Annotated in this window: 12 protein-coding genes; 5 read left to right on the forward strand and 7 right to left on the reverse strand. The window is 68.7% G+C overall.

Annotated features, from left to right (window positions below; all coding sequences use genetic code 11):
• Positions 1-174 precede the first annotated feature (174 nt).
• The 3 genes from coaE to ABN611_RS36330 form a co-directional block, all read right to left on the reverse strand.
• Entirely contained in the window at positions 175-789 is a 615-nt protein-coding gene (coaE, locus tag ABN611_RS36320; RefSeq protein WP_350281730.1) for a dephospho-CoA kinase, read from the reverse strand.
• Positions 790-944: 155 nt separating this feature from the next.
• The gene (gene rpsA, locus ABN611_RS36325; RefSeq protein ID WP_350276827.1) at positions 945-2423 is read right to left on the reverse strand and encodes a 30S ribosomal protein S1; all 1479 of its coding nucleotides are present in this window, start codon (positions 2421-2423) and stop codon (positions 945-947) included.
• A gap of 250 nt (positions 2424-2673) precedes the next feature.
• Positions 2674-3546, reverse strand: coding sequence for a phosphotransferase (locus ABN611_RS36330; protein WP_350276828.1), 873 nt, complete (start codon positions 3544-3546; stop codon positions 2674-2676).
• An 84-nt stretch (positions 3547-3630) separates the two neighbouring features.
• Here ABN611_RS36330 and ABN611_RS36335 point away from each other — a divergent pair, with 84 nt between their 5' ends.
• The 3 genes from ABN611_RS36335 to ABN611_RS36345 are packed head-to-tail and all read left to right on the forward strand — an operon-like array spanning position 3631 to position 6275.
• On the forward strand, positions 3631-4383 hold the full coding sequence (locus ABN611_RS36335; RefSeq protein WP_350276829.1) for a TipAS antibiotic-recognition domain-containing protein: 753 nt from the start codon (positions 3631-3633) through the stop codon (positions 4381-4383).
• A gap of 48 nt (positions 4384-4431) precedes the next feature.
• Positions 4432-5232 carry a class I SAM-dependent methyltransferase gene (locus ABN611_RS36340; RefSeq protein WP_350276830.1) on the forward strand — a complete coding sequence of 267 codons (801 nt, stop codon included), beginning with the start codon at positions 4432-4434 and terminating at the stop codon, positions 5230-5232.
• The gene (locus ABN611_RS36345; protein ID WP_350276831.1) at positions 5229-6275 is read left to right on the forward strand and encodes an acyltransferase; all 1047 of its coding nucleotides are present in this window, start codon (positions 5229-5231) and stop codon (positions 6273-6275) included. Before ABN611_RS36340 ends, ABN611_RS36345 begins: the two co-directional genes overlap by 4 nt.
• Here the strand turns inward: ABN611_RS36345 and ABN611_RS36350 are convergent.
• Positions 6173-8851, reverse strand: coding sequence for an alpha-(1->3)-arabinofuranosyltransferase family protein (locus ABN611_RS36350; RefSeq protein ID WP_350276832.1), 2679 nt, complete (start codon positions 8849-8851; stop codon positions 6173-6175). The genes ABN611_RS36345 and ABN611_RS36350 overlap by 103 nt on opposite strands.
• 89 nt (positions 8852-8940) lie before the next feature.
• On the opposite strand from ABN611_RS36350, the gene ABN611_RS36355 reads away from it, so the two are divergent.
• A complete protein-coding gene (locus tag ABN611_RS36355) occupies positions 8941-10212 on the forward strand; it encodes a polysaccharide biosynthesis protein (protein ID WP_350276833.1) in 1272 nt (423 codons plus the stop codon).
• Here the strand turns inward: ABN611_RS36355 and ABN611_RS36360 are convergent.
• From ABN611_RS36360 to ABN611_RS36370, 3 genes are read right to left on the reverse strand one after another with little or no spacing between them, the layout of a single operon-like run.
• On the reverse strand, positions 10198-11181 hold the full coding sequence (locus ABN611_RS36360; RefSeq protein ID WP_350276834.1) for an ABC transporter permease subunit: 984 nt from the start codon (positions 11179-11181) through the stop codon (positions 10198-10200). The genes ABN611_RS36355 and ABN611_RS36360 overlap by 15 nt on opposite strands.
• 2 nt (positions 11182-11183) lie before the next feature.
• Positions 11184-12125 carry a carbohydrate ABC transporter permease gene (locus tag ABN611_RS36365; RefSeq protein WP_350276835.1) on the reverse strand — a complete coding sequence of 314 codons (942 nt, stop codon included), beginning with the start codon at positions 12123-12125 and terminating at the stop codon, positions 11184-11186.
• Positions 12122-13870 (reverse strand): extracellular solute-binding protein, encoded by a 1749-nt coding sequence (locus tag ABN611_RS36370; protein ID WP_350276836.1) that lies wholly within the window; start codon positions 13868-13870, stop codon positions 12122-12124. Before ABN611_RS36370 ends, ABN611_RS36365 begins: the two co-directional genes overlap by 4 nt.
• A gap of 246 nt (positions 13871-14116) precedes the next feature.
• Between ABN611_RS36370 and ABN611_RS36375 the strand changes: the two genes are divergently transcribed.
• Entirely contained in the window at positions 14117-14596 is a 480-nt protein-coding gene (locus ABN611_RS36375; protein ID WP_350276837.1) for an NUDIX domain-containing protein, read from the forward strand.
• The last annotated feature ends 56 nt before the right edge of the window (positions 14597-14652 follow it).

A 14652-nucleotide genomic window follows, 5' to 3' on the forward strand; every position in this document is an offset into this window, starting at 1 on the left:
GACAAACCACGCCATCCTCCCAACCTCGGACGTCCGGACCGGCGCGGGGCGCACCGGTCCGTGGCCGGCCTCCCCGACGAACTGCTGACGAACTGCCGAGCATGATCACCGCGGGCCGGACCGGGACAGATTCTCGTACAGCCGGTCCCGGAAACATCATTTACCGCGCAGGGGTCACCTTTTCGTGTCCGGACCGTGGCCTGACCGGTCCGTGAATGTGTTCCACACCTCGTCCACGCGGCGGTCCAGGTCGGCCAGGCTGCCGGAGTTGTCGACCACCACGTCCGCGACCGCGAGCCGGTCCTCGCGGGAGGCCTGGCTGGCGATCCGTTGCTCGGCCTCCGCGGCGTCCATGCCGCGCTGCGTGGTCAGCCGCCGCAGCTGGACCTCGACCGGTACGTCGACCACGAGCACCACGTCGAAGCGGTCGGCCTGACCGGTCTCGACCAGCAGCGGGATGTCGTGGACGACGATCGCGTCCGCGTCCGCCTGGTCCTCGATCTCCGCGGCCCGTGCCCGGACCCGCGGGTGGATGATCGCCTCGAGCTTCCGCCGAGCGGCGTCGTCGCCGAACACGATCTTCCCGACCGCCGGCCGGTCCAGCTCGCCCGCGGCCGTCAGTACGCCGGAACCGAACGCGGCCACCACCTCGGCCAGCCCGTCGGTGCCCTTCGCAACCACTTCCCGGGCCAGCACGTCCGAGTCGATCACCACGGCCCCGCGCTCCGCCAGCCGCGCCGACACCGCGCTCTTCCCGGATCCGATCCCGCCGGTCAGTCCCACTCTCAGCACCCCCGCACCCTAGCCGCCCCTCGACTTTGGGCACCAACCAACCGTTTTCGGGCCGGCGAAATGGTTGGTGGGTGCTCAAGGTCAGCGTGGGGCGGACGTGCGAGACCCCCGCATCCGGTGCGGATGCGGGGGTCTCGGAGTGAGCTAGCCGATCAGCCCTGGCCGGTCAGCTTCTCGCGGAGCGCCTGCAGCGCCTCGTCGGAAGCGAGCGCACCCTCGACCGGGGCGTCGTCCTTCGGGGCAGCGGCCGAGGAGTACGAGGACGCCTCGCCGGCCTCCACGTCGGCCGTCTTGGCCTCCTCGATCTGCTTCTTGTGGGCCTCCCAGCGCGCGTGGGCCTCGGCGTACTGCCGCTCCCACTCCTCACGCTGCTTGTCGAAGCCCTCGAGCCACTCGCCCGTCTCCGGGTCGAAGCCCTCCGGGTAGATGTAGTTGCCCTGCTCGTCGTACGTCGCCGTCATGCCGTAGAGCGTCGGGTCGAAGTCGTCCGAGACCGGGTCGACACCCTCGTTGGCCTGCTTGAGCGACAGCGAGATCCGGCGCCGCTCCAGGTCGATGTCGATGATCTTGACCATGACGTCGTCGTTGACCTGGACGACCTGCTCCGGGATCTCGACGTGCCGCTCGGCCAGCTCGGAGATGTGCACCAGACCCTCGATGCCCTCCTCCACGCGGACGAACGCACCGAACGGAACCAGCTTGGTGACCTTGCCGGGCACGATCTGGCCCATCTGGTGGGTCCGGGCGAACTGCTGCCACGGGTCTTCCTGGGTCGCCTTCAGCGACAGCGAGACGCGCTCGCGGTCCATGTCGACGTCCAGCACCTCGACGGTGACCTCCTGGCCGACCTCGACGACCTCGGTCGGGTGGTCGATGTGCTTCCAGGACAGCTCCGACACGTGCACCAGGCCGTCGACGCCGCCGAGGTCCACGAACGCACCGAAGTTGACGATCGAGGACACGACGCCCTTGCGGATCTGGCCCTTCTGCAGCTGGGTGAGGAAGTTCATCCGCACCTCGGACTGGGTCTGCTCCAGCCAGGCGCGGCGGGACAGGACCACGTTGTTGCGGTTCTTGTCCAGCTCGATGATCTTCGCCTCGATCTCCTGGCCGACGTACGGCTGGAGGTCGCGGACCCGGCGCATCTCGACGAGCGAGGCCGGGAGGAAGCCACGGAGGCCGATGTCGAGGATGAGACCACCCTTGACGACCTCGATGACGGTGCCGGTGACGACGCCGTCCTCCTCCTTGATCTTCTCGATCGTGCCCCAGGCCTTCTCGTACTGGGCGCGCTTCTTCGAGAGGATCAGACGGCCTTCCTTGTCCTCCTTCTGGAGAACCAGGGCCTCGACGTGGTCGCCGACGTTGACGACCTCGTTCGGGTCGACGTCGTGCTTGATCGACAGTTCGCGGGAGGGGATCACGCCCTCGGTCTTGTAACCGATGTCGAGCAGGACCTCGTCCCGGTCGACCTTGACGATGGTGCCCTCGACGATGTCGCCGTCGTTGAAGTACTTGATGGTCTGATCGATCGCCGCGAGGAAGTCTTCCTCCGACCCGATGTCATTGACCGCTACCTGCGGGGTGTTGCGCACTGCGGGGTCGAGGGGAGCCTCGATGCTGGCCGTCATGTGGTGGGTTGCTCCGTGGACTGGTGGTGTCGTGCGGTTGTGCCATGGTCCTTTGGATCGCACCAAACCGCGGGATTGCCTGACGACGACAGATTCACCACCGACTGCTGCGAGTCACGAGCCTGCTCCGTCCGAGGTCGCGCGGGCCCATAGCGCATCTCACAGAATACCGGTCTTGACGAAGACAGCACAACCTGGGGCACCCGGGGTCACCGGCCGCCCGCCGAGGTCTCCCGACGTGCCACTGTTCTCAATGTACGACGCCGAGGGGCGGACGGCCGCCGGCCAGCGTGCCCGTGTCCGCCATTCGGGAGACCAGCCGGTGCGCGGCGGCCGCCACCTCGTTCTCCGCGGCCCGCTGGGCGAGGTCCAGCAGCGCCCACAGGTCGGCGGCCCGGCCACGCTCGACCAGCCGGTCCCCCAGGCCCATCCCACGCAATGGCTCCAGCACCGCCGCGGCCAGGACAGGGTCCTCGGAGAACCGCAGCAGGTTGCCAAGATCGGCGTACGGCGACCCGGCGTGGCTGAACTCCCAGTCGATCAGCCCGGTGATCCGCGCCGTACCGGGGTCGACCAGCAGGTTCTTCGGGTTGAAGTCGCTGTGCACGAGGCAGGCGCGGTCCGCTCCGCCGGCCAGCAGGTCCTCCGCCTCGTCGATCACGGCCGCGAACCCGTCGCCCAGCTCCAGGTCCAGACCGGCGAGGTACTCCGTCAGGTCACCGAGGCCGAACGGCTCCACGCTCAGCTCACCGTCCCGGAACATGCCGGCCCGCAGGAACGGCATGCCGCTCAGCCGCGCCAGCAGCTCGCCGAGCTGGGTCCCGACCCTCTGGCGCTGGTCCGCGGTCGCCGTCTCCAGGAAGACCTGCAGGTTGATCCCCGGCAGTCGCTCGGTCAGCAGGTACGGCGGATCGTCGTACGAACCGTCCCGCTTCAGGTCCAGAACCCGCGGCACCGGCAGCAGCCCGCGCACCAGTTCGAGCAGCGCGGCGTCGACGGCGGCCCGCTCGGGGTCCCGCGCGTAGAACTTGATGACGGCGTCCTCGTCGCCGGCGCTGACCGCGAACGTCTGCCCGCCGTACCCGCCGGTCAGGGGCACGGCGCTCGCCGCGAAGTCGCTCATGGCCCCGATCCTGCCAAATCGGCTTGAAGTTGACGTAACGGCAACATCTACGGTCGGGGCTGTCGACGGAAAGGAGCGGTGGGAATGGCGTGGTCGATCGCGGAAGTGGCCCGGTCCTCCGGTGTCACCTCGCGGACGCTCCGGCACTACCACTCCATCGGTCTGCTGGTGCCGGCCCGCGTCGCCCCCAACGGGCGGCGGTACTACGAGCAGGAGCAGCTGCTGCGGTTGCAGCAGATCCTCCTGCTCCGGGACCTCGGACTGAGCCTGGACGTGGTCGGCGACGTGATCGCGCGCCGCGACGGGCAGGACGTGATCGAGGTGCTCGCCAGGCACAAGGAGTGGCTGGTCGAGGAGCAGCTGCGCCTGGGCCGGCTGGTCCGGACCGTCGACGCCACCATCGAGAACCTGCGGAAAGGAGGAGAGATGTCACCGGAGAAGGTCTTCGAAGGATTCGAGCACAACCCGTACGAGGCCGAGGCGCGCGAGCGCTGGGGCGACGCTGCGGTCGACGCGAGCTACCAGCGGATGCAGGGCTGGACCGACGCGGACGCGGAGAAGGCCCGGACGGGCTACACCCGGGTCCACGAAGGACTGGCCGCGCTCAAGGCGGAAGGAGTCGCCGTGACCGAGCTGAGTGTGCAGGAGCTGATCCAGCTGCACTACGAGGTCACCTGCCTGTTCTGGACGCCGACACGGGATGCGTACAAGGGTCTCGGACAGATGTACGTCGACGACGAGCGGTTCCGGCAGAACATCGGCAACGGCGACGACGCCGTCGTCGAGTACCTGCGCGACGCGATGACCGTGTACGCCGACAACAAACTGGAGAACTGATCCACGGCCTCGGAGGCTGCAGACTCCGAGGTCCCTTAGGGTGATGCGGTGGTGGAGCCGCAGAGGATCGAGCTGACGGAGGCCCAGACGTCACGCGCCAGCCGGACGTACTGGGACTCGGCGGCCGCGGAGTACCTGGCCGAGCACGGCGACTTCCTCGGTGACGACCGGTTCGTCTGGTCGCCGGAGGGTGTCGACGAGGAGGCGGCGCAGCTGCTCGGGCCCGTCCGCGGGAAGCGGATCCTCGAGGTCGGCTGCGGCGCCGCGCAGTGTTCCCGCTGGCTGGTGACCCAGGGCGCCGACGTGGTCGCCTTCGACATATCCGTCGAGCAGCTCCGGATGGCGCAGCAGCTCGACGCTCGCACCGGCACCGCGGTCCGCACAGTGGCCGCCGACGCCGTCGCGCTCCCCTACCGGGACGCGGCGTTCGACATCGTCTGCTCGGCGTTCGGCGCGCTACCGTTCGTGGCCGACGTCGGTACGGCGTTCCGCGAGATCGCGCGCGTCCTGCGGCCGGGCGGCCTGCTGGTCTTCTCGGTGACCCACCCGATCCGCTGGACGATGCCCGACGACCCGTCCCCGGCAGGCCTACGGATCACCCATTCGTACTTCGACCGGACGCCGTACGTCGAGGTCGACGCGGCCGGCACGCCGGTCTACGCGGAGCACCACCGCACCACCGGCGACTGGATCCGGGCGCTGACCGGCTCCGGGTTCGTCGTCGACGACCTCCTGGAGCCGGAGTGGCCGGCCGGGCACGACCTCGTCTGGGGCGGCTGGGGCCCCGAGCGCGGCCGGTTCGTCCCCGGTACGGCGATCTGGACCGCCCACAAGGGAGAAGGCTCATGACCCGCTTCCCGGCGGTCGACGGCCTGCGGGTGATCGCGGCGGCCGCGGTTGTGACGTCACAGGTCGGGCTGCACACGCAGGCGCCGTTCGCCGGGGTCGTGGCGCGGCTGGACGTCGGCTGGGCGATCTTCTGCGCGCTGTCCGGGTTCCTGCTCTACCGGCCGCACGTGCTGGCGTGGTTCTCCGGCACGCTGCCGCCGCTGACCTTGCCGTACCTGCGTGGCCGCGCCCTGCGCATCCTCCCCGCACTGCTGGTGACTGTGGTGCTGTCGATCGTCCTCGTGCCGGAGCCGGCAACGACGTACCTGCGCTGGGCGGTCCTGACGCCACTCCCCTTCTATTTACTGCTTCCTGGACTAGGCCGGCTGTTGACCGGCTACGAGCGCCCCACGCGACGCAGCGTCCGCTGGCGCCTCCTGGTTCTGGTTGCCCTGACGATCCTCGGCCCCGTCTGGATGGCCGCGGTCATGGCGACCGGCCACCCGGAGGCAGGTCTCTGGCTGCCCGGCTACCTCGGCTGGTACGCCGTCGGCATGGGCATGGCGCTCTGGCAGGTCGCCCGCGCCACAGGTCGGCTCGGCCCGTCGACCCTCGACACGCTGACCAGGGTCCCCGGGACGCTGTGGGGAATCGCCGCAGCCCTCCTCCTGATCGCAGCCACTCCGTTGGCCGGTCCTTACGACCTCTCTGCTCCCACCCCGGCGCAGGCGTTCGTCAAGAGCCTCCTCTACACCGCGGCCGTCGCCTGTGTGCTCTTCCCGGTTCTGACTCCCACGGCTCGGACAGTCCAGGTGCTGGGCAGCCGCCCGGCGCGGCTCGGTGCACAGCTGTCGTACGGCGTCGTGGCGTACCAGTTCGTCGTACTAGGACTGCTGGACGGGCCGTTCGCGGTACAGCTGCCTGTGGCGTTGCTGGCGTCTGTCGTGCTGGCAGCGGTCAGCTACCGCTTGGTCGAACGGCCGCTCGTGCGCTTCGGGAAGAAGACGGCCACAGCAGCTACCGCAATCAGCGCGACCAGTCCGAGCAGCAGCCCGGCGCGGTAGGTCCGGTCCGGCATGAAACGTGCCGTGACCACCTGCTCCGGTCCGGCCGGCAGCAGCCAGCCCTGCTGCCAGCCGCCTACCCGGATGGGCGTGAGCTTCCGGCCGCTGCCGTCGTAAGCCTCCCAGCCCTCGGTGTAGTTCTGCGCGATCGCCAGGACGGACTGCTCGTCGGCTCCCGGCACCTCGACCGTCAGCTCGGCAGGGTTCGGACGCCACACGTCGACACCCTGCACCGGCGTCACGGCCATGTCACCGAAGCCTGCCTTGGCCAGCGTCGCTTCGATCGGTACCAGCCCGCCGTTCGGCTCCAGCTCGAGCTGGTGATGCCCGGAGCGCAGCGGCACCGTCGACAGCGGACCGCAGAGGCTGAACGCGATCGGCCGCCGTTGCAGCAGGTCCCGCATCGTGGCCGCGACCTGGGTGCGCATCGGTACGCCGTCCACGCGCACCGCCGGCCCGTTGCCGCAGTACGTCGGGACGCGCCCCTGCGGGGCGACCGCCTTGCGGAGATCGTCCGCACCCAGCAGCTCGACCTCAGTCACGCCGACCGGGCTGGTCCGCGCGTCCTGCAGCGGCTTGGTCGCCGTGAAGTCGATCCTGATCGTCCGTCCCTGCCGCGGCGGGAACCGGACGAACCCGTCCGCGTCGACCGCGGCGTTCAGCGAGGCGCCGCCGTCGAATGCGACAGTCACCTCCGCGGGCCGCGAGCCGCTCAGGTAGGCGTCGGCCCGGAACCGCAGGCCCTGGACGCTTCTTGCCGCGGGCAACTTCAAGGTCAGGCTCGGCTTCGGGTCGTCCGGCGCGGCCAGCCACCCGGTGCCGGGATCGCGGTCGACGGCTGCTCCCGGCCGCGCTTCCGGCGCGCTGACAGCGCGCGACGACGCGGTGGCGGTGACCGCGCCCGGCACCGCGAGCAGCTGTTCGAGCGTCTCGCCGTCCTTCGGCAACGCGATCCCGCGCAGCTGGTACGACGCTGCCTGCGGGAGCTGCACGCCACGGCTCAGGCCGTTCGGCTCGGCGGACTCCTTCGCCTGGTCCGGACTGCACAACGCCCGCGCCCCGACGTGCAGACACGCCGACCGCCCGATCTGCCGGTTCCGCAGTACGACGGCACTCGGCTGCCGGTCGACCTCCTGGTCCCGCGCCTCGATCAGCGGCAACTGGTCGAGCTTGTTGCTCGCGTCGTTCCGCAGCACCGCGGCGCCGTCACCACCGAGCGCGGACACCACGGTCGGTACGTCGTCGGCGGTGCCACCGACGGCGACCAGCCGGGACTGCGGGATCAGCCGGCCCGGTGTGGTCGCGCCGACGTCGTAGATCTCGACCATCGGGTACGGCAGCCGGGTCTGGCCGGCCGGGCCGAAGTACGCCACCCGCGCGATGCCCGCGTCGGCGAGGCTCTCGTGGATCGCCAGGGCCGGCGTACTGTCCTGCCGGTCGTTGCGCACGACAACGTAGCGGACGCCGTTGCGGGTCAGCTCCTGGCGCAGCGCCTTGTCACCCACGCCGGAATCAATGCGGCGCGCCATGTCGTCGGTCAGCGCAGCCAGAGGACGCTCGACCAGGACCGCGAGCGGTTCGGTGGACGCCGACAGCACCAGCACGCTCCCCGGCGCGGTCTGCTCGTCCAGCCAGTGCGCTGTCTGCTCCCAGTGCGCCGGAATCGCTGCGACCGCGCCTGCCGGCCGGATGAGCGCGGCGGCCACTGCGAGACAGACGGCGAGCGCTGGTACGACGCGACGGTGGACGCCGCGGGAGACGCTCAGAGTCGTCAGGCGCCGCAGGTAGTGCGCTGCGGCGACGGCAAGCGGCAGTCCGACGACAACACCCGCTACCGGCAACCAGCGTGGAGCCGGCGGCGTAGCGCCGTACGTGATCGACATGAGCAGCGGGATCAGCCACCAGGTCGACACTGCGACCACGAAGCCCGCCCAGACCAGCAGGAGCTTCACCCTGGCACGGGCGACGAGCCAGCCGGCCGGTACGACGAGGGTCGCGGCGCCGGCTACCGGGTTGGCGCCGCCGATCAGCGCGAAGGCGAGCGCCGACCAGCTCGCGCGCCACCAACCGGAGCGAGGACGTGGCGAGACGAGCGGCAGTAGTACCCAAGGAGCCAGCGCCATCGGCCATACCTCGATCGGCAGCTCGCCGAACGCGCGTGGGACCAAGACATAGAGCAGTGCGGCAGCGAAGCGCGTCCACGCGACGCCGTACCGCAGGACGTTGCACAGCTTCCACACCCCGAGGAAGCCGACGCACAAGACCAGCGACCACCAGAGGCGTTGTGTTACCCAATCGGGCACCGACAGCGTGTCGAACAGCCAGTGGAACGGTCCTAGCGGAAGGAGGTAGCCGTACGTGTCGCTCTGCAGCTGACCGAAGCCGGTGTGCGGATCCCACAGGTGCAGCGCGCGGGCCAGGAAGTCGTCCGGCCCGGCGGTCAGTTCGAGCCTCCGGTCCGGGATGATCTGACCGGGTGCCTGCTGGAAGCACAGGGCGATCAGCGCCAGGCAGCCCAGGACGAGCCGCGCCCGCCACAGGACCTGCTCCGGACTGCCCGCCTTCAGCCTCCTCACCGGCGGGACATTAACGGATCCGGCGGCTCCCCGACGGCATCGTTGCCGTACCGTGAGGTCCGGCAAATCTCACACGATCCGAGGGCAGCATGACTTCTGGCACCACCCCGGCGCCGCAACCGCAGGCTCCGCGCCAGAGCTTCCTGCGCAGCGCCACCGTCGTCGCCGTCGCGATGGCGATCATGAACGTCGCCGCCTACGGATTCACGCTGATCGGCTCCCGCCTGCTGCTGCAGGAACAGTTCGGTGCGATCACCGCGCTGCTGGGTCTGCTGCTGATCGGCAACGTCGCCTCGCTCGGCCTGCAGGCCACCGCCGCACGCCAACTCGCCACGCACACCGGCGACGATGCGAAGAGCCTCGCCGACGCCATGCTGCGGGCAGGCCGCCGGTCCGCGCTCGGGCTCACCGTGCTCTGTCTGCTGCTGACGCCGGTGTTCATGTGGTTGCTGCACATCGACTCGGTCGTCGCGATCCTGCTGCTCGCTCCGACGCTGGGCGGCCTGACGCTGATGGGCTCGCAACTCGGCGTTCTGCAGGGCAGCCACCGCTGGACCGAGCTGGCTGCGGTCTACACGTCCGCCGGTCTCGGCCGCCTGGTGCTCGGTGGCGGCGCGCTGCTTGTGCACCCCTCACTCGACTGGGCGATGGCCGGTCTCGCCCTCGGTGCCGCCGTACCCGCTACGCTCGGCCAGTTCTTCCTCCGCGGCTCACGCGGTGCGAGCGGCCGGCAGATCCGGGAGGTACTGCGGGAGACCGTGCACGGCACGCACACGCTGCTCGCGTTCTTCGCGCTCGCCAACGCCGACGTCCTGTTCGCCCGCGCACTGCTCGACGAGAAGGACAGCGGGTACTACGCGGCCGGCCTGATCGTCGCCAAGGCCTGCCTGTTCCTGCCGCAGTTCGTCATCGTGCTGGTGTTCCCGTCGCTGGCCAACTCCCCCGGCGACACCGTCCGGCTCCGGCGTGCGATCTTCGCCGTCGCCGGTCTCGGCGCGTGCGCCGTCGTCGGCACGCTGATCCTGCCCGGGATCGTCGTCGAGGTGATCGGCGGCAAGGAGAAGTACGCGGCGCTCGGCCCGTACACCTGGCTGTTCGCCATCGCCGGCTCCGCGTACGCCGTACTGCAGTTGGTGGTGTACGCCGCGATCGCGCAGCAGGAGAAGCGCGCCGCGCTGGGGATCTGGCTCGGACTCGTCGTGCTCGCGGTGGCCGCCGGGATCGTGCTCGGCACCGGCACCGCGACCGGTCTCGGCGGCGTGCAGGTGCTGGCCGCGATGACCAGCACCTGCGCCGTACTGCTGTCGGCAGGTCTGGCGGCGGGACTCCACCGCCAGACCGCCGACTCACCACAGACTTGACTTGGCGAACCGCCGGGCGAACGCGTTCGCGACCACCAGCAGCACCAGACCGATCACCGATCTGAACAACCCGATCGCGGTCGCATAGCTGAACTGCGGCACCGCTGACGCGAGACCGATCTTGTAGACGTAGGTGTCGATCACTTCGGCCGCGTCGAGGTTCAGGTTGTTCTGCATCAGCAGGACCTTCTCGAACCCGACGGACAGGATCGAGCCGATGTTGAGGATCAGCAGGATCACCGCCACCGGCACGATCGCCGGCAGGTCGATGTGCCACATCCGCCGCAGCCTCGACGCGCCGTCCACGATCGCCGCCTCGTGCAGCTCCGGCGGCACGCTGGTCAACGCGGCCAGGTAGATGATCGCCGCGAATCCCATGGTCTGCCAGGCGCCCGACCACACGTAGAGGTGCCGGAACAGCCCGGCGTCGCCCATGAAGTCGACCGGGCCGAGACCGAACAGCCCGATGATCCGGTTCGCCACGCCGGTGCTGGGGTTGGTCAGGACCACGATCAGCCCCACCACGACCACCGTGGAGATGAAGTGCGGCGCGTAGGTGATCAGCTGGGCGGACCGGCTGAACCACTTCTTCCGGACCGTGTTCAGGCACAGCGCCAGGATGATCGGCAGCGGGAACGTCGCGACCAGCTCGTACAGGTGCAGGCCCACCGTGTTCCGGATCAGCCGCCAGAACTGGTACGACTCCACGAACCGGTCGAAGTGCTTCATCCCGACCCACGGGCTGCCGAGGATCCCGGAGACCACGTTGTAGTCCTTGAACGCGATGATCACGCCGTACATCGGCCAGTAGGCGAAGATCGCCAGCCAGACCAGCGGCAGCGCGAGCATCACGTAGAGCTGCCAGTGCCGGCGCATCCGGAGCCCGAGGCCGACGGACGGCTTCGCCGTGCGGGAGCGCGCGCGGGTCGCCTTCCGGACCGACGGGCGGGCTTGTGTCGAGGTCGTCATACTCATCCCTTCAACGAGCCGACCATGGCTCCCTTGACGAAGTGCTTCTGCACGAAGGGGTAGACCAGCAGCGGCGGGATCATGCCGATCACGATCAGCGAGTACTTGAGCTGCTGCTGGAGTTCCTTCAGCTGCGCGAGCTTGCTCGTGTCGGGCATCTGGGACGGGTCGACCTTGCTCTGGATGAGGATCTGCCGCAGTACCACCTGCAACGGGAACAGGTGCTCGTTGGTCAGGTAGATCAGCGCGTTGAAGAACGAGTTCCACTGCCCGACGGCGTAGAACAGCAGGTTCACCGCGATGATCGGCTTGCTCAGCGGCAGCACGATCCGCCAGAAGAACCCGAAGTCGCTGCAGCCGTCGACCTTTCCGGCCTCGACCAGTTCCTCGGGGATCGTCACCATGAAGTAGGTCCGGGTGATGATCACGTTCCAGACGGCCAGCGCGGTCGGCAGGATCATCGCCCAGCGCGTGTTCAGCAGGCCGAGCTGGTCCACGACCAGGTACGTCGGGATCAGCCCGCCGCTGAACATCATCGTGAACACGAACGCGGCCATGATCAGGCCCTTGCCCGGCAGCCCCTTCCGGGACAAGGGGTACGCCGCCAGCAGCGTGAGGACTGTCGCCACCACGGCCCCCGCCACCGCGTAGTACACCGAGTTGCCGAAGCTGCTGACGATCGAGTCGTAGTCGAAGATCGCCTTGTACGCGTCCAGCGTGAAGCCGACCGGCCACAGCCAGACCTCGCCGGCCGACACCTTGCCGGTGTCGCTCACCGAGGCGCTGAGCACGTAGACGATCGGGTACAGGATCGCCAGGCAGAACAGGCCGAGGGCCGCGTAGATGCACGCCAGGGCGATCTTGTCGCCCCGGGTGTCCTGGATCGGCGCACCTCCTCCCAGCCGCCGCTCGTCCGGCGCCAGCGTGCCGGTGCCGCCGCTCATCCGTTGTAGGTTTCGTAGGCGGCCTGCTGCAGCTCGAGATACGCCTTCACGCCGATCTTCTCGACGCGGTCCTTGAAGTCGTTCCAGGCCGCGTCGTCGTTCGGGTTCAGCTGTCCGGTGACGAACTTCGAGAACGACAGGTCGACCTCGCTCTTCAGGTTCGTCTTCAGCTCCGCCTCCTGCGCCGCCTGGTCCTGGTCCAGGGTGACCGGCGGGAACTGCATCTCCTGCGGCTGCTTGTACGGGAAGTAGTTGTCGACCGTCTGCTGGTACAGCGGCTGCTCGAAGGTCAGGTCCTTCGGGTTCACCCGCTCGGCCAGCCGGAAGTCCTCCGAGCGGTACATCGTGTTGTCCTGGTTCCAGGTGATGTTCTTCTCGGTGTTCCAGGTCGCCGAGAACCCGTAGACGGCCTGCTTGCCGTTGATCCCGAGCTCACCCTTCTTGGCCCACTGGAACTTCGGGCCGCCGTACGCGCGCAGCACGGCCTCGAGCTCCAGCTGGGCGTCGGCCCACTGGACCAGCAGCTCGGGCTTGGCGCACTTCTTCGTGATCACCAGGTTCGCCACCTCGACGCCGACGCCGAGGTAGTTCCAGGCGGCGTACCGGACGCCGTTCGGTCCCTTCAGCGGCGGGATCGCGAGGTACTTGCGCCAGCGGGCGTTCGGGTCCTTCTGGTCGATGTCCAGGAAGCCGCCCCAGTAGTACGACCGGGCGCCGCCGATGATCGGCTTGCCCGGCGCGTTGCCGTAGCGGTTCATCTGGTCCTGGTCCGCGGTGAACACGTCCTTGTTGATCAAGCCCTCGGCGTACATCCCGTTGATGAACTTCAGGCCCTCGCGCCACTCGTCCTTGACGAACGTGACGTCGACCTTGCCGTCGTTCACCACCAGCCACGGATCGCCGGGGTTGTAGAGGAACGAGTTCATGAAGAAGGTGTCGAACGGCGCGTCCTTGTACCCGCAGAACGGGATCGTCCGGCCGTTGCCGCCGAGGTCGGCCTTCTTGAAGGCCCGCAGCAGCTCGACGAACTCGTCGGTGGTCTCCGGGATGTCCAGCCCGACCTGTTCGATCCAGTCGGTGTTCAGGAACGTGCGCCCGTTGCTCGCCCGGCAGTGGTAGCAGTCGTTGAAGTTCGGGAACGAGTAGATCTTCTTGTCCGGCGCCTGGACCAGCTTGCGCGCGTCCGGGTAGTCCTTCATCGCCTGCTGCAGGTTCAGCGCGTACGCGCCGATGTACTGGTCGACGTCGGTGAACAGGCCCTGCTGGCCGTAGAGGAACAGCTGGGACCGGGTGAAGTCGATGCCCATGAAGGCGTCCGGGATGTCGCCGGCGGCGATCATCGCGTTCACCTTGGTCATGATGTCCTCGTCGGTACCGCCGACCTGGTTCCACTCGATGTGGATGTTGGTCTTCTGCTCGAGCCACTTGGTGAAGGCGTTGGTCCGCCAGTCCCCGATGGTCACGTCCTGCGGTACGACGATCTTGAACGTCACCTTCTCCGAGGTGATCGGCTTCAGCTCGCGGGCGACCGGACCGACGTACCCCTCCGGGTACTGCACCGTGGTCAGCTTCGGGCCGAGGCTGACGCTCGGCGCGGCTGCCGCGGCGCCACCGGCGCCGCTCGCACTGCTCGAGCCGCTGCATCCGCTGAGCAGACCCCCGCCGGCTGTCGCCGCGGTCAGTCCGAGTGCCCCCGCGATGAGTGATCGACGGCTGAGACCTCTGCGCGCGTCGTCGTTCGGCATGGTTCCTCCTAGGCGGCTGGGTCGGAACGGAGTCGATACGAGATCCGATAGCGATATCCAATAGGATCTCGGATCTTTGACCCGGAGAATGACATAGATCAGCAGACTGCGGAAGACCCTGGTGATCACCGGCCGGAATCGGCTGGACACTGTCCGGATCTTGCAGGAAAGCGCCGGGTGGTGAACGTTTCACTTGCTGTTTCTTGCAGGGAAACGCGCTGGGCGGCGCTTGGGTAGGGTCGGGGCATGCCGACGCCGAAGTTCATCCTCGACCTGCGCGACAAGATCGGGCACGACCTGCTGTGGCTCACCGGGATCACCGGGGTGGTGCTGAACGACGCCGACGAGGTCCTGCTCGTCCGGCGCGCCGACACCGGACGCTGGAGCCTGGTCGCCGGCATCCTCGAGCCCGGCGAGCAGCCCGCGGTGGGCCTGGTCCGCGAGATCGAGGAGGAGACCGCGGTCCGGGCCGTGGTCGAGCGACTGGTCAGCGTCGAGTCACTCCCACCCGCCAGCTACCCGAACGGCGACCAGGTCCAGTTCCTCGACCTGTGCTTCCGCTGCCGCCCGGTCGCCGGCGAGCCCCGCGTCAACGACGACGAGTCCCTGGACGTCCGCTGGTGGCCTCTCGCGGACCTACCGGACCTACCCGACCGCGAGCGCGTCTGCCTCAAGAACGCCCTCTCCCCCGATCCCCAACCGACCTACCTCACCGCCGAAGACTGACCTGCAGCTCGCGCAGCCACCTCTCGGAGACCGCCGCCTCCCGACCGAACAGCTCC

The organism is Kribbella sp. HUAS MG21 (assembly GCF_040254265.1).
Classification (GTDB): domain Bacteria; phylum Actinomycetota; class Actinomycetes; order Propionibacteriales; family Kribbellaceae; genus Kribbella.